General features: G+C 68.3%; 24 protein-coding genes. 8 read left to right on the top strand and 16 right to left on the bottom strand.

Features of this window, described 5'->3' with window-relative positions:
- Window positions 1-65 precede the first annotated feature (65 nt).
- Complete coding sequence (locus tag E0E05_RS13740) at window positions 66-755, top strand: SDR family NAD(P)-dependent oxidoreductase (protein WP_131617234.1); 690 nt, start codon at window positions 66-68, stop codon at window positions 753-755.
- Between the two features lie 21 nt (window positions 756-776).
- Here the strand turns inward: E0E05_RS13740 and E0E05_RS13735 are convergent, their stop codons facing one another.
- Entirely contained in the window at window positions 777-1,088 is a 312-nt protein-coding gene (locus E0E05_RS13735; RefSeq protein ID WP_131617233.1) for an addiction module antidote protein, read from the bottom strand.
- Window positions 1,089-1,101: 13 nt separating this feature from the next.
- On the bottom strand, window positions 1,102-1,398 hold the full coding sequence (locus E0E05_RS13730; protein ID WP_131617232.1) for a type II toxin-antitoxin system RelE/ParE family toxin: 297 nt from the start codon (window positions 1,396-1,398) through the stop codon (window positions 1,102-1,104).
- A gap of 142 nt (window positions 1,399-1,540) precedes the next feature.
- On the opposite strand from E0E05_RS13730, the gene chrA reads away from it, so the two are divergent.
- Window positions 1,541-2,878 (top strand): chromate efflux transporter, encoded by a 1,338-nt coding sequence (gene chrA / locus E0E05_RS13725; RefSeq protein WP_131617231.1) that lies wholly within the window; start codon window positions 1,541-1,543, stop codon window positions 2,876-2,878.
- A gap of 18 nt (window positions 2,879-2,896) precedes the next feature.
- Here chrA and E0E05_RS13720 read toward each other — a convergent pair whose 3' ends face one another.
- From E0E05_RS13720 to lgt, 7 genes are all read right to left on the bottom strand, one after another.
- On the bottom strand, window positions 2,897-3,409 hold the full coding sequence (locus E0E05_RS13720; protein WP_131617230.1) for a pseudoazurin: 513 nt from the start codon (window positions 3,407-3,409) through the stop codon (window positions 2,897-2,899).
- Window positions 3,410-3,597: 188 nt separating this feature from the next.
- Window positions 3,598-4,536, bottom strand: coding sequence for a ribose-phosphate pyrophosphokinase (locus E0E05_RS13715; RefSeq protein WP_131617229.1), 939 nt, complete (start codon window positions 4,534-4,536; stop codon window positions 3,598-3,600).
- 117 nt (window positions 4,537-4,653) lie between these two features.
- Window positions 4,654-5,280 carry a hypothetical protein gene (locus tag E0E05_RS13710; RefSeq protein ID WP_131617228.1) on the bottom strand — a complete coding sequence of 209 codons (627 nt, stop codon included), beginning with the start codon at window positions 5,278-5,280 and terminating at the stop codon, window positions 4,654-4,656.
- A 33-nt stretch (window positions 5,281-5,313) separates the two neighbouring features.
- Window positions 5,314-6,465 carry a M24 family metallopeptidase gene (locus tag E0E05_RS13705; protein ID WP_131617227.1) on the bottom strand — a complete coding sequence of 384 codons (1,152 nt, stop codon included), beginning with the start codon at window positions 6,463-6,465 and terminating at the stop codon, window positions 5,314-5,316.
- A gap of 21 nt (window positions 6,466-6,486) precedes the next feature.
- Complete coding sequence (gene pgeF / locus E0E05_RS13700) at window positions 6,487-7,278, bottom strand: peptidoglycan editing factor PgeF (protein ID WP_131617226.1); 792 nt, start codon at window positions 7,276-7,278, stop codon at window positions 6,487-6,489.
- Between the two features lie 54 nt (window positions 7,279-7,332).
- On the bottom strand, window positions 7,333-8,430 hold the full coding sequence (locus tag E0E05_RS13695) for a class I SAM-dependent methyltransferase (RefSeq protein WP_131617225.1): 1,098 nt from the start codon (window positions 8,428-8,430) through the stop codon (window positions 7,333-7,335).
- Window positions 8,427-9,299 (bottom strand): prolipoprotein diacylglyceryl transferase, encoded by an 873-nt coding sequence (gene lgt / locus E0E05_RS13690; RefSeq protein WP_131617224.1) that lies wholly within the window; start codon window positions 9,297-9,299, stop codon window positions 8,427-8,429. Before lgt ends, E0E05_RS13695 begins: the two co-directional genes overlap by 4 nt.
- A gap of 90 nt (window positions 9,300-9,389) precedes the next feature.
- Here lgt and E0E05_RS13685 point away from each other — a divergent pair, with 90 nt between their 5' ends.
- The 3 genes from E0E05_RS13685 to E0E05_RS13675 all read left to right on the top strand — a co-directional run bounded on the left by E0E05_RS13685 (window position 9,390) and on the right by E0E05_RS13675 (window position 10,790).
- Window positions 9,390-9,653, top strand: coding sequence for an accessory factor UbiK family protein (locus E0E05_RS13685; protein ID WP_131617223.1), 264 nt, complete (start codon window positions 9,390-9,392; stop codon window positions 9,651-9,653).
- A 289-nt stretch (window positions 9,654-9,942) separates the two neighbouring features.
- On the top strand, window positions 9,943-10,443 hold the full coding sequence (locus E0E05_RS13680) for a type III secretion system chaperone family protein (protein WP_131617222.1): 501 nt from the start codon (window positions 9,943-9,945) through the stop codon (window positions 10,441-10,443).
- 2 nt (window positions 10,444-10,445) lie between these two features.
- Entirely contained in the window at window positions 10,446-10,790 is a 345-nt protein-coding gene (locus tag E0E05_RS13675; RefSeq protein WP_131617221.1) for a tRNA-binding protein, read from the top strand.
- 175 nt (window positions 10,791-10,965) lie between these two features.
- Here the strand turns inward: E0E05_RS13675 and E0E05_RS13670 are convergent, their stop codons facing one another.
- The 3 genes from E0E05_RS13670 to E0E05_RS13660 form a co-directional block, all read right to left on the bottom strand.
- Window positions 10,966-12,318 carry an ATP-binding protein gene (locus tag E0E05_RS13670; RefSeq protein WP_192900478.1) on the bottom strand — a complete coding sequence of 451 codons (1,353 nt, stop codon included), beginning with the start codon at window positions 12,316-12,318 and terminating at the stop codon, window positions 10,966-10,968.
- Window positions 12,319-12,439: 121 nt separating this feature from the next.
- Window positions 12,440-13,174: a response regulator gene (locus E0E05_RS13665; protein WP_131617220.1), complete on the bottom strand. Its 735-nt coding sequence runs from the start codon at window positions 13,172-13,174 to the stop codon at window positions 12,440-12,442.
- A 28-nt stretch (window positions 13,175-13,202) separates the two neighbouring features.
- Window positions 13,203-13,661, bottom strand: coding sequence for a MarR family winged helix-turn-helix transcriptional regulator (locus E0E05_RS13660; RefSeq protein ID WP_244597733.1), 459 nt, complete (start codon window positions 13,659-13,661; stop codon window positions 13,203-13,205).
- A 155-nt stretch (window positions 13,662-13,816) separates the two neighbouring features.
- Here E0E05_RS13660 and E0E05_RS13655 point away from each other — a divergent pair, with 155 nt between their 5' ends.
- Together E0E05_RS13655 and E0E05_RS13650 are read left to right on the top strand one after the other, a co-directional pair.
- On the top strand, window positions 13,817-14,713 hold the full coding sequence (locus tag E0E05_RS13655) for a branched-chain amino acid aminotransferase (protein WP_131617218.1): 897 nt from the start codon (window positions 13,817-13,819) through the stop codon (window positions 14,711-14,713).
- An 87-nt stretch (window positions 14,714-14,800) separates the two neighbouring features.
- Entirely contained in the window at window positions 14,801-15,454 is a 654-nt protein-coding gene (locus tag E0E05_RS13650) for an MBL fold metallo-hydrolase (protein WP_131617217.1), read from the top strand.
- Window positions 15,455-15,466: 12 nt separating this feature from the next.
- On the opposite strand, the gene E0E05_RS13645 is transcribed toward E0E05_RS13650, so the two are convergent.
- The 3 genes from E0E05_RS13645 to E0E05_RS13635 form a co-directional block, all read right to left on the bottom strand.
- The gene (locus tag E0E05_RS13645; RefSeq protein WP_210215715.1) at window positions 15,467-16,081 is read right to left on the bottom strand and encodes a BA14K family protein; all 615 of its coding nucleotides are present in this window, start codon (window positions 16,079-16,081) and stop codon (window positions 15,467-15,469) included.
- A gap of 96 nt (window positions 16,082-16,177) precedes the next feature.
- Window positions 16,178-16,492 (bottom strand): hypothetical protein, encoded by a 315-nt coding sequence (locus tag E0E05_RS17390; protein ID WP_158629375.1) that lies wholly within the window; start codon window positions 16,490-16,492, stop codon window positions 16,178-16,180.
- 877 nt (window positions 16,493-17,369) lie between these two features.
- On the bottom strand, window positions 17,370-17,654 hold the full coding sequence (locus tag E0E05_RS13635; protein WP_131617215.1) for a GIY-YIG nuclease family protein: 285 nt from the start codon (window positions 17,652-17,654) through the stop codon (window positions 17,370-17,372).
- Between the two features lie 416 nt (window positions 17,655-18,070).
- On the opposite strand from E0E05_RS13635, the gene clpS reads away from it, so the two are divergent.
- Window positions 18,071-18,373: an ATP-dependent Clp protease adapter ClpS gene (clpS, locus tag E0E05_RS13630; protein ID WP_131617214.1), complete on the top strand. Its 303-nt coding sequence runs from the start codon at window positions 18,071-18,073 to the stop codon at window positions 18,371-18,373.
- Between the two features lie 224 nt (window positions 18,374-18,597).
- On the opposite strand, the gene E0E05_RS13625 is transcribed toward clpS, so the two are convergent.
- Window positions 18,598-19,215, bottom strand: coding sequence for a DUF922 domain-containing protein (locus tag E0E05_RS13625; RefSeq protein ID WP_131617213.1), 618 nt, complete (start codon window positions 19,213-19,215; stop codon window positions 18,598-18,600).
- Between the last annotated feature and the right edge of the window lie 151 nt (window positions 19,216-19,366).

The following is a 19,366-nucleotide window of genomic DNA, read 5'->3' as shown; positions in this document are numbered from 1 at the left end:
GACCGGGCGCCGCAGGCACGTTACCAACTGGCCATGTCGGGGCTGCGCGAATTCTGGAGGGAACCATGCCGACCGCACTGATCACCGGAGCGAACCGGGGCCTTGGGCTGGAGACCGCCCACCAGCTCGGCGAGAAGGGCTTTCACGTGCTCGCCGGCGTGCGCAACGGCGAGGCGGGCCGGCGGGCCGAGGCGATCCTGCGCGGGGCCGGCGTGAAGGCCGACTTCATCGCGCTCGACATGGCTTCGCCCGCCTCGATCGCCGAAGCCGCGCAGGCCGTCTGGCAGGTCGCCGGCGGGCTCGATGTGCTGATCAACAATGCGGCGGTCCACTACGACACGCACCAGCGCGTCGGCGCGCCCGATTTCGATGTCGTCGAGGAGGCGCTGACGATCAACACGGTCGGCCCGTGGCGGATCAGCGTGGCGGTGCTGGAACTCCTGCGCCGGTCCGATCATCCGCGCATCGTCAACGTCTCCTCGGAATCGGGTGCATGGTCGTCGATGACCGGCACGACGCCGGCCTATTCGCTGTCGAAGATCGGGCTGAACGCGCTGACGCGCATGATGGCGAGCGAGTTCAGGGGCGAGGGGATCCTGGTGAACGCGGTCTGTCCGGGCTGGACGGCGACCGACATGGGCGGCGGCGGCCGGCCGATTCCGGACGGGGCGCGGGGCATCGTCTGGGCGGCGACGCTGCCCGACGACGGGCCGACCGGCGGCTTCTTCCGCGACGGCAAGCCGATCGCGTGGTGACCGAGCCCTTCCGCCTGCCCCTCAATCGGAAGTGCGCGCGCCCGCGACATGATCGGCCGTGCGGGCCGTCAGTTGCACGTCGAGCGCCTTGAAGACGCCCATCAGCGTGGACAGGCGGGGATCGCCGTTCTCGCTCAGTGCCCGGTAAAGGGCTTCCCGGGCGACGCCGGCGTCCCGGGCGACGGCGGTCATTCCGCGCGCCCGGGCCACGATGTTGAGCGCGTGCTTGAGATATGCCGGATCGCCGCTTTCCAGCGCATCGGCGATCAGGTCACGCTGGCCTTCCTCGCTTTCCAGATAGCGGGCAGCGTCGAACGGCTCCGTCTTCGTCATCGGTACGATCTCCCTACAGGTCCAGTTCTTCCGCGATCTGTCTTGCGCGGCGTATGTCGCGCTGCTGGCTCTTCTTGTCGCCGCCGCACAGCAGGATGATCAGGACATCGCCCCGAAACGTGAAATACAGCCTGTAGCCCGGTCCGTAGGCGATGCGCAGTTCGGCGATCTCGTCGATCCGCTTGTAGTCGCCGAGATTGCCGGTGGCCTCGATCCGGGCCAGACGGATGGCGATCTTCTCCCGCGCGCGGCGATCCCTAAGTGTGTGCAGCCATCGGGCGAACTCGCGCGTCTGGCGCACCTCGATCATTTGTAACTTATAGGTCACAATCGGGGGCGGGTCAAGCCGGCCCTGCGGTCTCGCTCGGTGGCTGGTTCGGCGACACGTGGTGATTGACCGCTGACATCTGTTTGTCACACAAGCCCGGCACAGCGACCGCGCCGGACCCGCGATGACAGACATTCCAACCCCCCGTTCAACGCTCGACGTGCCGCAGGCCGAGGCGACCCGCGCCTTCGGCCGGATCGGGCTGTTGTCGTTCGGCGGACCGGCCGCGCAGATCGCGGTGATGCACCGCATTCTGGTCGAGGAGAAGGGCTGGCTGACCGAGCGCCAGTTCCTGCATGCGCTCAATTTCTGCATGCTGCTGCCCGGTCCCGAGGCGATGCAGCTTGCCACCTATGCGGGCTGGCTGATGCATGGCGTGCGCGGCGGGCTGATCGCCGGGGCGCTGTTCATCACGCCGGGGCTCGTCATGATGCTGGCGCTGTCGGCGATCTATGTCGTCGCCGGCGATCTGCCGGTCATTGCGGGGCTTTTGTACGGGCTCAAGGCGGCCGTCCTCGCCGTCGTCGTGCAGGCGCTTGTCAAGGTGTCGGGCCGGGCGCTGGGATCGGTGGCGATGATCGTCATCGCGGCTCTCGCGTTCGTCGGCATCGCGTTGCTGCGGCTGCCGTTTCCGCTGATCATCGCGCTGGCCGCGCTGACCGGCGCCGTCCTCCATCTTCGCGCGCCGCAATGGCTGCCGTCCGCCAAGGGCGCCGACGAGGGTGGGCCGGCAAGCGGTTCGGTGCGGGCGCAGGACCATCGGGCCGTGGCGCGCACGGCGGCGGTCTGGCTGGCGATCTGGCTGGTGCCGCTCGTTGCGCTCGTTGTCGTGCTCGGGCGCGGCAACGTGTTCGCCGACGCGGCGCTGTTCTTCTCGCAGACGGCGGTCGTCACCTTCGGCGGCGCCTACGCGGTGCTCGCCTATGTCGGCCAGCAGGCGGTCGAGCTCTATGGCTGGCTTCAGCCCGACGAGATGCTCAAGGGGCTGGGTCTCGCCGAGACGACGCTCGGTCCGCTCGTGCTCGTGCTCGTCTTTGTCGGCTTTCTGGGCGGGGCCAATCTTTCCGGCATGGAGCCGCTCGTCGGCGGGTTGGTCGGCGGGCTGATCGCCGCCTTCTTCACCTTCGTGCCCTGCTATCTGTGGATTTTCGCCGGCGCGCCTTACGTTGAAGCGCTGCGCCATGTGCGCTGGCTGGCCGCCTCGCTCGCCGCGATCACGGCCGCGGTCGTCGGCGTGATCGCCAACCTTGCCGTCTGGTTCGGTCTGAACGTTCTGTTCGGTGCGTTCGACTATGCGCGTTTCGGGCCGTTCTTCCTGCCCGATGCGCAGTGGGGGAACATCGACTGGGCCGCCGCACTGATCGGCATTGCGGCCGCCGTCGCGCTGATCCGCTTCGGCCTGGGCCTTTTTGCGGTGCTCGGCGCGGCGGCGGCCGCCGGTGCTCTCATCACGATGGTCTGAAACGAGGGGCCCGAAGCGTCAGCCCGTCGTCAGCAGGCCCTCCTCCTCGGCGCGGGCGAACATTTCCTCGAAGCGCTGCGGGGCCAGCCGGCCACGGTGCTCGACCGACCGTGCGGCTTCGAGATTGTCGGTAACGCCTTCGCCCTGAACGATGATCAGGCCGACCATGCCGGCGGCGTAGTGCGGCGTGCACTTGTAGCCGTAGACGCCCGGAATGGTGAAGGTCTTCTCGAATTCGCGGTTGATGTCGCCCTTCCAGTTCTCGGCCCCCTCGGGGATCATCTCGGGGATCGACTCGGTGTTGTGGCCGGGGTTCTCCGGAAGCCAGCGCACCGTGTCGCCGGGCTGGATGGCGAGCAGGGCGGGGATATAGACCTGCAGGTTGCGCGGGTTCTCGGGATCGCGCGTATACATGCCCACTTCGTGCACCGTGCCTTCGCCATCCTGGGCGAAGGAGGGGCCGAACGTGGTCAGGGCCGCGGTTCCCGCCATGCCGGCGAGGACGGTGCGGCGTTTGATGATGGTGCTCATGCGCCTTGCTCCTGTGGTTTGTGCGCGGACGCCCCTGACATGGGCACGATCGCGTCGCTGTCAGGTCGGACAAATTGACCGAGGCGTTTTCGCGCAGGGTTCGGGTCTTGAACCGCCGATGGTACGCGCGTGCGCGCCGATCGTTCCCGGCGCAGGCAGAAGCGGGGCCGTTCGTCGGCGTTGGCTGTTCAGTCGAACAGGCTCGAGACCGACTGCTCGTGCGCGGTGCGGGCGATCGCCTCGCCGATCAGGTCGGTGATCGACAGCACGCGGATCTTCGAGGCCGCGTTGACTTCGGCGGTGGGCTGGATGGAATCGGTGATCACCAGTTCGGTCAGCGCCGAACCCTCGATGCGGGCGACCGCGCTGCCCGAAAGAACGCCGTGGGTGATGTAGGCGGTCACCGAATTGGCGCCCTTGGCGAGGATCGCCTCGGCCGCGTTGACCAGCGTGCCGCCCGAATCGACGATGTCGTCGATCAGGAAGCAGTCCTTGCCCGAGACGTCGCCGATCACGTTCATGACCTCGGATTCGCCGGGCCGTTCGCGGCGCTTGTCGACGATCGCCAGCATGGTGTCGTCGAGCCGCTTGGCCAGCGCACGGGCACGCACGACGCCGCCGACGTCCGGCGAAACGACCATGATCGACGACACGTCCTTGTGGCGGGCGCGGATGTCGCGCGCCATCACCGGAACGGCGTAGAGGTTGTCGGTCGGAATGTCGAAGAAGCCCTGGATCTGGCCGGCATGCAGGTCGAGCGTGAGCACCCGGTTGGCGCCGGCCTCCGTGATCAGGTTGGCGACGAGCTTGGCCGAGATCGGTGTGCGGCCCTGCGCCCGCCGGTCCTGCCGCGCATAGCCGAAATAGGGCAGCACGGCGGTGATGCGCCGGGCCGACGAGCGCCGGAACGCGTCGATCATGATGAGCATCTCCATCAGATGATCGTTGGCCGGCCGCGAGGTCGACTGCAGCACGAACACGTCCTCGCCGCGCACGTTCTCCTGCAGTTCGACGAAGATCTCGTCGTCGGCGAAGCGGCGCACATTGGCGCGGCCGACGCTCATGCCCAGATATTTCGCGACCGATGCGGCAAGCTGCCGGTTCGAGTTGCCAGCAAAGAGTTTCATCGGCCGTCCCGCGCTCGCCCTGTCATCTGGCCCGCCTTTTACCGGCCATGGGGTCTATTGCAAGGCGTCACCGAAGTTTCACACGACCGATTTGCGACGGACGCGCGGCGGGGCCGATCAGGCGGAGCGGCCACGCCAGGCAAGGTAGTCGGCAAGCATGCGGTCGGCGATCGTCTGCATCACCGAGGCGGGGACCGCCGCCCACGGATCGCCGCTCGCACCGGGCACCCGCTCCTGGCCCTGGATGCGGTGTACGCGCTGGCCGGACGGGGTGAACACGTCCCAGACATGGATGACGGTGGTGCTGCCGTTCTCGCTGAGCGCGGAGAAATAGCCGCGGATCTCGTGCTCGGCGCCGCCGGAGGCGGACGGTTCGAGCCGGATGTTGCTTTGCGGCGCGGCGGTCGAAAGCCGTTGCGACAGCGCCGAGACCTTCTCGACGGGCGCGCCGACGACCGGAGCGAAGTGAACGCGCGGCGCGTTGGCGGCGAAGGCCTGCGGTGTGGCCGCGGTCGCGCCGGCGGCGACGTTCGGCTCGACCACCGGTTCGCCTGCCGCGTTGATGTCGACCGCCTCGGCCGCGCCGGGCGCCGAGGCGACGTCGAGCGCGCCTTCCACCGAAGCCTGGTCGTTGCCCGGGGTCTGGCAGGCGCCGAGCGCCAGCGCGGCGACAAGGGCCAGACCCGTCAGGCCAGCTCGCGCGGCTCCCGGTCCGCGCCGATCACGCAATGGTCTGTGTCGCATGGCCCCACACCCGGTCACGTCAGCCGGTTTACCTTATGCCACCGGCAAATCAAGGCCAAGCCGCGACAGCGGCTCGGGCGCGCCGTCGGTGGTCAGGTAGGTGCGGCCGAGCGTCATCGCGGTGCCGCTGTCGGAGTCCATGATGATCATGTGGGCGAACAGCGTCATGTCGGGCACGATCGGCTCGGGATTGCCGGCAAAGAACATCGGCTTGTCCATCCAGCAGGGCGTGAAGTGCGCGCCGAGCGAGTAGCCGCACGCGTTGAGCCGGTGCTTGGTCATCCCGGCCTCCTCGAGCGCGCGGGCATGCGCCTCGAAGACGTCGCCGAACGTGTGGTCCGGCCGCATCGCCTTTTCGACCGCCTCCAGCGCGGCGACGGCGGCGGCGTGCATCTCGACATGGCGTTCGGTCGGCTTGCCGACGATGACCGTGCGCATCAGGGCTGCGTGATAGCGCCGCCAGGCGCCGGCCCATTCCAGCGTCAACTGGTCGTTGGGGTCGAGGGTGCGGCGGCCGGCCTTGTAGCGGCACAGAAGCGCGTCCTCGCCCGAACCGATGATGAACTCGTTGCCCGGATAGTCGCCGCCCCGCGCCAGGATCTCGCCCTGCAGCGCGGCGAGGATCACCGCCTCGTCGGCGCCCGCCTTGACCTTCTTCATCGCCGCGTCGAACGCGTCGTCGGCCAGTTCGGCCGCCTTGCGCACGAAGGCGATCTCGGCCTCGCTCTTGACCGAGCGCAGGCGCGGTACGATCGCCGATGCGTCGTGGGTGTCGGCGAAGCTCTTCATCTGCTCGTCGAGCAGTTGCCCGTAGCGCGCGTTCAGGCCGGCGCTGTCATATTCGACGCCGATCTTCGCGCCGAGCAAATCACGGTCGGCGAGCAGTTCGCGCAGATCCTTGGCCGGATTGGCGTGGCTGCGATCCTCCCAGACCAGGATCGTCTCGACGTTGGAGGTGTGGCGCGCCTGGCGCAGGTCGGCCGAGCGGGTCAGAAGGGTCACGTCGCCGGACTTCTCGACCACCATGCACTGGAAGAAGCAGAAGCCGAACGTGTCATAGCCGGTCAGCCAGTACATGCTCTCCTGCGCGAACAGCAGCATGGCGTCGAGTTTGGCCTCGCCCATGGCGGCGAGCAGGCGCTGCTTGCGCGCGTCGAACTCTTCGGCGTCGAAGTGAAGGGCCATGGGCGCTCTCCGGATCGGTTTTCAGACAAGCATGATGGCCGACATCTGCCGGCCATAATCGGGTTCGCCGCGATGGGTGGCGCGGCGATAGGAAAAGAACCGCGCCTCGTCGGCATAGGTGCACTGTCCGCTCGCCGCGGCGATGACGCCGGCAGCCGAAAGCCGGGCGAGGCAATAGCCGACGAGGTCGAAGCGGTGGTGGCCGGCCCGGTCGCCGGGCGCGAAGAACCGGTCATTGCCCGGATCAGCATCGAGGAAGCGGTCGCGGAACTCCGGCCCGACCTCGTAACTGGCCTGGCTGATGGTCGGGCCGACGACGGCGCGGATGCGGTCACGGCCGGCGCCGAGCGCCTCCATCGCCGCGACCGTGTTGTCGAGCACGCCGGCGAGGGCGCCCTTCCAGCCGGCATGGGCCGCGCCGATGACGCCGCCGTCCGCATCGGCGAACAGGACCGGCGCGCAATCGGCGGTCAGAACGGAGATCGGCAGGCCGGGCGTCGCGGTGACCAGCGCGTCGGCCTTCGGCCGCTCGCCGGCCGGTATCGGCCTGTCGATCGTGACGACGTCGGCCGAATGGATTTGGTGGCAGCCGCCGAGCGCGCCCGGATCGGCGTCGAGCCATCCGGCGATGCGGCGGCGGTTCTCGGCGACGCTGGCCGGATCGTCGTCGGACCCCAGACCCGTGTTCAGGCCCGCATAGAGCCCTTCGGAGACGCCGCCGGCGCGGGTGAAGAAACCGTGGCGGACGCCGCCGGATGCCGACAGGTCGACATCCGTGACCGGTTGCAGGTCTGGTGGCCTGTGTTCGTTCATGCGTGGATGGTTCCGTTTCGGCCGGGGCGACGGTGTGTGAAGCCGGCGACCATGTCAACCAGCCGAAAACGGGGGCAGGGGACCGGCGCCCGGACCCGTCAGGCACAGCACCTTGAACAGCGCGCCCATCTGCCCCGCGCCGGTGCCGCACAGGCGCTCGACCGCGTCCGTGATCTGGCGCTGCACCGCTTCGCCCTTGCCGGCGCCGAGCCTGCCGGCGCGTTCGAGGATGCCTGCGCCGATCAGGAAATCGCCCTGCGTCATCGGGGGCAGCGCCGTCGCGCCCGCCGCCGTCGCGGCGCGGGCGATCGCCTCGAAGTCGACATGGGACGTCAGGTCTGCAAGGCCCGGTTCGGCGAGCGGATCGGCCTGTTCGTGACCGCGCACGGCCTGCAACGTGTCGCCGACCGCCGTGCGCAGATGGCCGTAGTCGATCAGCAGCGCGACGCCGCCATGGGCCGAAAGATGCGCGCCGATCGTGGCCGCGACCGCCTCGCGCGCCGGGGCGATCTCGAAGACGGCGCCTTCGGGTGCGCTCGCGTGACCGGGCGGCAGGTCGTTCGCGCCGAGCGTTGCCGGGCCGGCGACGAAAGCGAGCGCGCCCTCGGCGTCGAGCCCGACCATGCGTTCGCGCCAGCCCTGTCCGGTCCTGACGAACTGTCGGACCGGCAGCGCGTCGAAGAACTCGTTGGCGACCAGAAGAAGGGGCTGGGCGGGCAGGTCGTCGAGCCGGTCATGCCAGACCGCCCCACGGCCATCCTCGCCGAGCGTCGTCTTCTGGACCGCGCGCAGCCGCGCGCTGGCCTCGATCAGGCAGATTTCTGCCGCCGCCCGGAAGTCCGGATCGAGCCGGGCCGTGCGGACGATATCCGCCATCAGCGTGCCGCGTCCGGGGCCGGCCTCGGCGAGCAGGAACGGGGCGGGGCGTCCGGCCTGCCGCCAGGCGTTGATCCCGAACGCGCCGACGATCTCGCCGAAGAGCTGGCTTATCTCGGGGGCGGTGACGAAATCGCCGCCGGGGCCGAACGGCTCGCGCCTGGCGTAGTAGCCGTGCTCGGGGTGGAGCTGGCATTCGGCCATGTAGTCGGCGACGGGCATCGGCCCGGTCGCGGCGATGCGCGCGGCGAGGATCGCGCCCAGCGGGGTCGTCATCGGCCGGCTTCGGTCCCGGTCTCGGGGCTGGCCGCCGGCGCGGGGCGGGCGGTTGAGATCAGCGCGATGCCGAGCAGCACCATCGGGATCGACAGCACCATGCCCATCGTCAGCCAGCCGGTGCCGAGCAGGAAGCCGAGTTGCGGGTCGGGCTCGCGGAAGAACTCGACGAGGGTGCGCGCCAGCCCGTAGCCGCCGATGAACAGGCCGGTGACGAAGCGCGGGCTTTTCAGCTTCAGCCAGCGATGGGTGGCGATGCGCAGAACGATGAACAGGACGAGCCCCTCGAGGAACGCCTCGTAGAGCTGGCTCGGATGACGCGGAAGCTGGGTCGGATCGGTCGGAAACACCATCGCCCAGGGCACGTCGCTGACCCGGCCGTAGAGTTCGGCATTGATGAAGTTGGCGACGCGCACCAGCCCGATGCCGATCGGCGCGACGGCGGCGATGACATCGAACAGGCGCCAGGGATCGAAACCGCGCGAGCGGGCGAACAGGACCATGGCGACCGTGGTGCCGATCAGCCCGCCATGGAACGACATGCCGCCGCGCCAGACCTCGAAGATGGCGAGCGGGTTTTCGATGTAGGCGCCAAGATCGTAGAACAGCACGAAACCGAGCCGGCCGCCGACGATGATGCCGACCGTCGCCCACAGCAGGAAATCGTCGATGTCGACGGGCTTGATCGGCGAGGGGCCGCCCCACAGGCGCTCATTGTCGACCATGCGCCGTGCGAGCAGCCAGCCGGCGACGATGCCGACGATGTAGCCGAGCGAATACCAGCGGATGGCGACCGGACCGATCTGGATCAGCACCGGGTCGATGTCGGGAAAGGCCATGGCGGCCTGGGTGAAAAGGGCGGTGTCCATCGATGGGCTTCCGGTTCGGCGCCGGGCCCGCGCGTCTTGTGCAACGCGGCGCGCGGCCATAGGTAGAAGGCCAATAGTGGAGATGCGACGATGACAACAGGCCCCAACAGGATTTTCGACGATTTCGCCCGCCTGATGACCGATGCGGCCGGCGCCGCCCAGGGCATGCGCCGCGAGATGGAGACCATGTTCCAGGCGCAGGCCGAGAAGTTCCTCGCTTCGATGGATCTGGTTCAGCGCGAGGAATTCGAGGCGATGAAGGAAGCCGCGCTCAAGGCCAACGCCACCGCCGAGGCGCTTTCCGCCCGCGTCAACGACCTGGAGGCGCGGATCGCCAAGCTCGAAGGCAAGTAATTCCGCCCGGAAACCGCCTGCCAGGCCGCAAATGACGGTTTTGCAAAGGCTTTTTTCCACAGGAACGAACCGAGTCCGCGCCGGGCGAAAAGCGTTTGCCGAGAGTCGGTTAGCCGGCGCGCGAATCTGTGGGCAACGCGGCCCGTCCACATCTCAATCGTGCCGGCGCCCGCGCCGGGGGTTTTCCTCGGGCCCCTCATCAATACACTGAAATTATTGAGTGATTCGCAGCGGCTCCAGAGCGGCCGCAGCGACCGGGCGATCGGCCCGGCAAACCCTGGATGTGTTGATGACCCTTCTCGAACTGGACCATGACAGGCTGGCCCATCCGGTCGACGTGATCGAGCATGTGGCGCATGCGCGCGAATGGAATTTCGAGCGCACCGGCGATGACGAGATCGCCGTCGCCTTCGCCGGCAACTGGACCAACTACCATATCTCCTACGCGTGGATGCCCGACTTCGAGTCGCTGCATTTCGCCTGCGCGTTCGATGTGACGGTGCAGAAGAACCGGATCGGCGAGCTGACACGGCTTTTGTCGCTGATCAATGAGCAGCTTCTGATCGGCCATTTCGACTTCTGGGAGCAGGAGGGCGCGGTGATGTTCCGCCACTCGCTGATTCTGGCCGGCGGCGCCGAGCCCACCGAGGCCCAGGTCGAGGTGATGCTGTCGAGCGCGATCGAGACCTGCGAATGCTACTTCCAGGCGTTCCAGTCGGTCGTCTGGTCGGGCGTGACCGCGCGGGACGCGCTGGACCATGCCATGTTCGAGACCGTCGGCGAGGCGTGAGGATGGACGACGCGTTCATCGCCTTCGACGACTTCCTGAAGGTCGACATCCGCGTCGGCACGGTCGTGGAGGCCGAGCCGTTTCCCGAGGCCCGCAAGCCGGCGATCAGGATGAAGATCGATTTCGGGCCGGAGATCGGCGTCAAGAAGTCCTCGGCGCAGATCACCGTGCACTATGCGCCCGAGGAACTGGTCGGCCGGCAGGTGATGGCGGTGGTCAACTTCCCGCCGCGCCAGATTGGGCCGATGCGCTCGGAGGTGCTGACGCTCGGGTTCGAGGACGAAAGCGGGGCGATCGTGCTCGCCGCGATCGACAAGCCGGTGCCGAACGGCAAGCGGCTGATGTAGGCAAGGGCACTGCGTCATCCCGGAACTTGATTCCGGGATCCAGGGATGCCGGCACCGGACTGGCGCGACGCAAGCGCCACTGCCCCTCACCCTTACCCTGTCCCCGCCTGCGGGAAGAGGGATACGTGGCTTCGCGAATGAAGTGAGCGCTGGCCGCGGTTGGGTGAGGGGCTTGTCACACCGGCAGGCGAACGGTGACGCGCAAACCGCCCAGCGGGGAATCGTCGAGCGCGATGTCGCCGCCATGCTTGCGGGCGATGTCGCGGGCGATCGACAGGCCGAGCCCGGTGCCGCTGGCGTCGAGATTGCGGGCATCGTCGATCCGGTAGAACGGCCGGAACACGTCCTCGCGCTCGTCCTCGGGGATGCCGGGGCCGTCATCGTCCATGGTCAGCGTCAGCCGGCCGCGCGACACCCTTGCGACCACCTCGATGCGGTCGGCGTGGCGGAAGGCGTTGGAGGCGAGATTGGCCAGAAGCCGCCGGAACGCGACCGGCCGCACGATGATGTCGGACCGGCCGAGCACACTGACATCGACCGCGCGCTCGTGCAGCTTGCCCTGCGCGGCGACCTCGGCGAGCGCCGTCCTGAGGTCGAGTTCGCCGGTCTCCTCCTCGACGTCGCCGCGGGCGAAATCGAGATAGCCCTCGAGCATCGACTGCATGTCGTCGATGTCCTTTTCCATCGCCGCGATGTCGTCGGACGGCGCGCTCATGGCGAGCTGCAGCTTGAAGCGCGTCAGGATGGTGCGCAGATCGTGGCTGACGCCGGCGAGCATCTCGGTGCGCTGCTCCATCTGCTTTTCGATGCGCTCGCGCATCTGGATGAAGGCGAGCGAGGCCTGACGCACCTCGATCGCGCCGCGCGGCCGGAAACCGTCCGGCAGGGCGTGGCCCTTGCCGAACCCTTCGGCCGCCTCGGCCAGCTTCTGGATCGGCCTGATCTGGTTGCGCAGGAACAGGATCGCGATGAACAGCAGCACCAGCGAGGTGCCGACCATCCACAGAAGGAAGATGTGGGTGTTGGAGGCATAGGCCTGGCTGCGGCGCGCGAACACGCGCAGCACGTTGTCTTCGAGACGGATGCGGATCTCGACGAGGTTCGAGTTGCCGACCGTGTCGATCCAGAACGGCCGGCCGATCTGGCGGGTGATCTCCTCGGACAGGATCTGGTCGAGGATCGAGAAGAACGGCTTGGGCGCGGGCGCCGGCAGCGGATCGGGCGGCAGGATGGCGATGTTCAGCGCCAGCCGCTCGCGCGCCATGCGGGTGACTTCGGTGAAATTGTCGTCCTGCGGATAGGTCTCGATGATGTCGATGATCGCGGCGATGTCGCGCGTCACCGCCGTCGACAGGCGCTGCGTGACGGTCTGCCAGTGGCGTTCCATGAACACGAACGCGATCACCGACTGCAGCAGCACCATCGGCGCGATGATGATGATCAGCGAGCGCGCATAGAGCCCGCGCGGCATGCGCAGCGTCGCCGAGGACAGCCACTGGCGCCAGCGCAGCGCCAGATAGCGCACCATGCGCGCCATCCGCCGGCGCAGGCTGCGCCGGGGCGGAGAGGCGAGTTTCGCGCCGTCATGGTGTGCCAGTGTCATGTTGCCCTTCCGCCCGGCGCGTCGCCTGCCGGGCGGTGCGCCGCCGTCACTCGATCGACAGACGGTAGCCCATTCCGCGCACGGTTTGAAGATAACGCGGGTTGGCCGGATCGGTCTCCAGCTTGCGCCGCAGCCGGTTGATCTGAACGTCGATGGTGCGTTCGCCGATCTCGGCATCGTCGTCGACCAGTTCGTGGCGGGCGATCGTCTCGCCCGGATGGCGGGCGAAGCGCACGAGGATGTCGCGCTCGCGGTCGGTCAGCCGGACCACTTCGCCGTTCTTCTTCAACTCGCGCTTGCCGATGACGAAGATGAAGGGGCCGAACACGATCTGCTCGACCAGGCCGGTCTCGTCGGGTCCGCGCCGGCGCACGATGTTGCCGATGCGCAGCAGCAGTTCGCGCGGGTCGAACGGCTTGCCCAGATAATCGTCGGCGCCCGCGTCGAGCCCCTCGATGCGCTGTTCGGTCTCGCTGCGCGCGGTCAGCATCAGGATCGGCACGTCGCTGTCGGCGGCGCGCAGGGCGCGGGCCAGCGTCACGCCGCTTTCGCCGGGCATCATCACGTCGAGCACCAGAAGGTCGAAGGCGAGCCCTTCCATCTTGCGCCGCGCGTCGGCGGCGCTGCCGGTGGCGGTGACCCGATAGCCGTGCTGCGACAGGTAGAGCGTCAGGAGTTCGCGGATGCGGCGGTCGTCGTCGACGATCAGGATGTGCGGGGCCTGGTCGTCGGGCGCCGTAGCGCGCGCGGGCTGGGCTGTGCTGGTCTGCGGCTCGGTCATCGCTCGCCTCCACTCCGGCGCACACCGGTCATTTCAGCGCCTCGATCTGGGCGCGGGCCTGCTGGTCGGTCATGGCCCTGAGAAATCGCGCCATGGCTTCATGGGTCTGGCCGGACTCGTTCAGTGCCGCGTCGATGCGGCGAGACTGTGGCTCGCGCAGCCGGGCGATCAGCGCCGCGCCCTTGGCCGTCAGGTGCAGTTCGCGGCGGCGCCGGTCGCCGATCCCGGCCGCCTGACGCACGAAGCCGCCATCGATGAGCTGCTTGAGCACGCGCGACAGGCTCTGTTTGGTGATGCCCAGAAAGGCGAGCAGTTCGGCCACCGTGAGGCCCGGCTTGCGGTCGATGAAGTGCAGCACGCGATGGTGCGCGCGGCCGAAATCGAGCTCGGCCAGGATCGCGTCCGGATCGGCGATGAAGTCGCGATAGGCGAAGAACAACAGTTCGATCAGCGTTTCGGTGTCGGCGCTGCCGTTCGCTCTGGCCATGGCCGGCCCTTGTTCCGTGAAATAGGTCAGCCTTATTGACATATTTTGGGTCGCTCTGTAAAGATTGCGGATCGGCGCCCGGGCGGGCGCCCGAAAACAGAACACGGCTCCCGGGCGGTCTGGTCCGGCGCGGGCCAAACGGCGGGGAAACGGCCATGGCAGACAAGCCCTTCGATCAGCTCGACGGTGAAATCTGGTTGAACGGGCGGTTTGTGCCCTGGGCGGACGCCAAGGTGCACGTGCTGACGCACGGCCTGCACTATGCCAGTTCGGTGTTCGAGGGCGAGCGCGCCTATGGCGGGGTCATCTTCAAGCTGACCGAACATACCGAGCGGCTGGTCGAGTCGGGCCGGATCCTGGGTTTCGAGATCCCCTACACGGTCGCCGAGATCGACGCGGCCTGCAACGAGACGCTGGCCCGGCAGGGCTTTTCGGACGCCTACATCCGGCCGGTCGCCTGGCGCGGCTCGGAGATGATGGGCGTTTCGGCCCAGCACAACCGCATCAACCTGGCGATCGCCGTGTGGGACTGGCCGAGCTATTTCGACCCGGCCGAAAAGCTCAAGGGCATTCGGCTCGACATGGCGCGCTACCGCCGGCCCGATCCCGCCACCGCGCCGTCCAAGTCGAAGGCGGCCGGCCTTTACATGATCTGCACGCTCTGCAAGCACGAGGCCGAGGCGAAGGGCTATGCCGACGCGCTGATGCTCGACTGGCGCGGCCGCGTCGCCGAGGCGACCGGCGCCAACATCTTCTTCGTCAGGGACGGCGAACTGCACACGCCGGTGCCCGACGCCTTCCTGGACGGCATCACGCGGCGCACCGTGATCGACCTTGCCCGGGCGCGCGGGCTGACGGTGAACGAGCGCGTGATCATGCCCGAGGAGATGGAGAGCTTCGAGCAGTGCTTCCTGACGGGCACCGCCGCCGAGGTGACGCCGGTCTCCGAGATCGGCCCGTACCGGTTCGCGGTCGGCGAGATCGCCACCACGATGATGAACGATTACGCCCGCGCGGTGCGGCCCGAGACCGCCTCGATCGCCGCCGAGTAGGGCGCCCGCCCCGGAGCCCGGCCGCGGCGATTGCCAGCTTCAGCCGGGGCGCCTAATGAGGCCCGGTCACACATTCGGGAGTAGTCCATGGCCGGCGCGCTGCAGGCGATCATCGTCCCCGTCACCGATTTCCAGCAGAACTGCACGATCCTGTTCGACGACGAGACCAGGACCGGTGTCGTCGTCGATCCGGGCGGCGATGCCGACCGGATCGTCGCGGCGGCGGAAGAACACGGCGTGACGATCGGGGCGATCTGGCTGACGCACGGCCATATCGACCATGCCGGCGGAGCGATGGATCTGAAGGACCGGCTCGGCGTCGAGATCATCGGTCCACATCGTGACGACGCGCCGCTGCTCGCCGCGCTCGAGGACCAGGCGCGCATGTTCGGCCTGACCATGGCGGTGCGCAACGTCGTGCCCGACCGCTGGCTCGCCGAGGGCGACACGCTCGATCTTGCCGGCCACACGTTCGAGGTGCTGCACACGCCCGGCCACGCGCCGGGCCATGTCGTCTTCGTCGACCGCGCCGCGCAATTCGTCCATGTCGGCGACGTGCTGTTTTCCGGCTCGATCGGCCGCACCGACCTGCCCGGCGGCGATCACGACACGCTGATCGCCTCGATCCGCGACAAGCTGATGCCGCTGGGCGATGATTTCGGCTTCATCTGCGGGCACGGGCCGGGCGGACGGCTCGGTCACGAGCGGCGCACCAACCCGTTCCTCGCCGGCCGCCTCTGACCGGTCGCGTACCTATTTGGGCACGCAGAAATGGTCCTGGCCGTCATAGCCGCGATAGGTGCCGCGGTCGCGATCGAACGAGCGATAGTTGGCCTCGCACCAGCGGTACCAGCCCGGCGACCAGGGCTCGAGCGCGCTTTCATAGGTGATCACGCCCGGACTGTCGGGTGCGGGCGGATAGTGATTGCCGCGGTTGCCGCGATAGTTCGGGTCGGCGGTGTGCGGCAGCGTGCCGCCCTGGTTGGCGATGACGCCGCCGACGATGGCAAGGCCGGTCAGCCCCAGGATCAGCGCGGCGCCGTCGTCGACGCGGTCGCCGCGATAGTGGCTGCGGTTGGGATGGCCGCGCTCGACGTGGCGGCGCTGCTGGTGGCCGCGCCCGTACCGGTGCTTGCCGCGATAATGGTGCTTGCCGCCCAGATACTGGTGCTGCTGCCAGCCCGGCACGTCGTAGGGGCGGCACACGCCCTGGCGCACGCAGTCGGGCGCGTTGCGCCGGCCGTGATGATAGTTCGACCAGTCATTGTATTCGCTCTGGGCGGCGGCCGGCGCGATGGCGCCGGGCAGGCCGGCGAGCGCCGTGGCGGCGATGGCCAGCGCGCCGATCGAGGTGCGGATGGGTGTCATCATGGGTCTCCTGTGGCGGCGCCGGGGAGCGCCGTCCGTTTGTCGAGGCATATCCGATCCCGCCTGAACGCCGGCTGAACGGGCGGCCGTTTCCCCTCATTCGGGCGCACGCAACTCCGGCGGCAGCGCCTCGATCGCCGTTCTGGCCTGCTCGAGCGCCGAAAAGATGACGATCATGACGGCATCTTCGCGATCGTTCGCGTCGGCGCAGGGCGGATGGGTCTCCGGCCCGGCGCTGCCGGTGCAGGCGCACGCGCGGCGGCACTGGCGGCGCGGGCAGGCGCGCCAGCGGTCGGACCGGTCGGCGACGAACCGGGCTGCGCGCGTCAGCAGCGCCATCGTGTCGGCCTGGGCGCGCTCGGCCAGCGCGGCGTCTTCGGGGGTCGGGCGGGGCTTGCGGTGTCGGGTCATGGCATTCTCCTTGGGTTGAAGCTCAAAATCGCGCACGGATGCGCCGTCGCCGGCGCCACGGGGCGGCCTGCGTTGCGGGGTCGAAGGAACGGGCGGTCGAAAGAGCGCGAGCCGTTCTGTGGTTACATGCGATCTTGCGACCGCCCGTCCGGCGGGCTTGCGGTGGAAATGCGCGCGATGGCGGCCTTTTCAGCCGATCTGCGGGGCCTGTCCCGCCCGCCGCGTCACCATGCCCGTGACGCCGGCAGGAGCCGGACCCGCATGCGGCGTGTGCCCGGGCCGGAACGGAGCAGCGAACCGGCCGGCGCACGCCACACCGCGCGCCTTCGTTCCGCCCCGGCTTGAGGGATCATCTCCCGGCGATGCACCTCTGCACCGCCAGCCGGGCCGCCGCCGCCCTCGCCGGATGGTCGGTTCTGAACCCGGCTCTTCGCGAAAGCGGTGAGGGGAGTATGGGGGAGGGGAGAGCGTGGGGGATAAGTTTTTGGGGGCCGAAGTCGCCTGCGCTCCGTCATCCTCGGGTCAAGCCCGAGGATGACGGTGTGCGTTGCCTGGCTCTGCGCCCAACTTGGCGTGTTCGTGGCGCGGTTGCCTTTTGCTCCGTCATCCTTGGGCTTGCCCCAAGGATCCATTCCGTTCCGCTGATCATGTGCGCCCAGCACTTCAGAATTGGGCCAGTTCTTCGTCTTCGGGCAACCGCTACCGTCCCAACGGAATGGATCCTCGGCTCGGAGGCCGAGGATGACGGTGCGTGGGAGAAACTCGCCGCGGTCAAGCCCAACGACGCGCGGAGCCCACCACCTCCGTCATCCTCCGGCTTGACCCGAGGATCCATTCCGTGCCGTCCGACACGAGGCACCCGAGGCCCCGGAGCGCCTCACCAACCGATCCCGCGATAAAGATCGTTCCATTCCGGATTGATGCTTTCGATCAGGTCGATTTTCCACTGGCGCCGCCACCGTTTCAGCGATTTCTCCCGCTGGATGGCATCGCGAATGTCGTCATGATTTTCGTACCAGACCAGCCGGATCGCGCCATATCTGGCTGTGAATCCCGCCTCGCGCTGTCGGTGTTCGTGAATGCGGCGCGAAAGATCGCCGGTCACGCCGATATAGATCGTGCCGCCCTTCTTGCTGGCGAGCATGTAGACATAACCGCCCATCGGATGAGCTTCACGGAATGGATCCTCGGGTCAAGCCCGAGGAGGACGGTGCGTGCTTGTTCGTTCTGAGCCCAACTTGGTGTGTTCGTGGCGCGGTTGCCTTTTGCTCCGTCATCCTTGGGCTTGCCCCAAGGATCCATTCCGTTCCGCTGATCATGTGCGCCCAGCACTTCAGAATTGGGCCAGTTCTTCGTCTTCGGGCAACCGCTACCGTCCCAACGGAATGGATCCTCGGCTCGGAGGCCGAGGATGACGGCGCGAGGGAGAAACTCGCCGCGGTCAAGCCCAACGACGCGCGGAGCCCACCACCTCCGTCATCCTCCGGCTTGACCCGAGGATGACGGCGCGGGGGAGGGCGCACGGCTGGCTAATGTCCGGGCAGCGCCCTAGTTTCCGGCTGAACCCGGAGCCGGACCATGAACACCACCACAAAGCCCCGCACGTCGACCAGACCCAGGGTCGAGCGGCCGAAGCTGCACAAGGTGATCCTGCTCAATGATGATTTCACTCCGCGCGAGTTCGTCGTGGCCGTGCTCAAGGCCGAGTTCCGCCTGACCGAGGACCAGAGCTACCGGGTGATGATCACCGCGCACCGCAAGGGCTCTTGCGTGGTCGCCGTGTTCCCCCGGGACGTCGCCGAGACCAAGGCGACGCGCGCCACCGATGCCGGCAAGGCGGCCGGCTTTCCGCTGCAGTTCACCACCGAGCCGGAGGAGTAGGCTTTCCCTCTCCCCGCGTGCGGGGAGAGGGATACGAGACCGCGCGAGCGGCGCGAGCGCCGGTCGCAGTTGGGTGAGGGGCAGTCAATGGTCGGCGGATGCGGACTGCGCGGCGCAGGAGCCGCCCCTCATCCGACCCTTCGGGCCACGAAGGCCCGAGCCACGGGTCTCGGCCCGTCCTGCGGACCCCCGTTAACGGGGAGAAGGGTAAGCGCGCCGCAGCCCTACCGCACCAGCCCCAGGATCAGCCGATGGATGTTGCCGCCCTCGGCCATCTCGCTGGCCTCGAAGCGGCGGTTGGCGTCCTTGTAGCGGGCGTGGGCGGCCAGCGCGCGGCGCTGCACCTCGGCGCGGGTCCTCTCGCAGCCCGGATCGTTCTCGACGACCAGTTCGGCGGTCTTGGCGAGGATGTCGTCGGTGAGCTGGCGGATCAGCGCGCCATGCACCTTCTCGTGCACGACAATGCCGTCGATGAAGGTCTGCCAGCGCGCCGCCAGGGCGCCGTCGAGCGGCGCGCGGGGGCGGGGCAGGGTGTAGGTGATGGTCAGGAACGGGCGCACGCCGGTCAGCCGGCAGGCGTTGCCCTGGCGCACATAGTCGCGATGCCACAGGAGTTCCCAGTCGGTGCGGGCGATCGCGCGCCGGATGCCGACGGTCGGCCCGTTCTCGCCGATCGAGCGGTAAAGGGCGAGGCCGTCGCCGCCGTCGATGCCGTAGTGGACGGTCTTGACGGTGGCGGTCCAGTCGCGCGCGGCGGCGTCCTTCGACAGGCTCTCCTTCGGCAGGCTCAGGACGAGCAGGGCGGCGAGGGCTGCCACGAGGGACGGGAGCGTTCGAGTCATGACGCGCTTGTCGCGCGTTCGGGCCCGCCCGGCAAGGTGGCGGCTCTCGTCTTGCGACCATCGCGCATCCACCCCCACCCTTCATCCCTCCCACGCCTTGCGGGGGAGGGATGAAGGGTGGGGGTGGATGCGCGATGCCGGCGGGTGGGTC

Source organism: Roseitalea porphyridii, from assembly GCF_004331955.1.
In the GTDB taxonomy this organism is placed as follows: domain Bacteria; phylum Pseudomonadota; class Alphaproteobacteria; order Rhizobiales; family Rhizobiaceae; genus Roseitalea; species Roseitalea porphyridii.
This window is presented reverse-complemented; position numbering and strand designations above follow the sequence as displayed.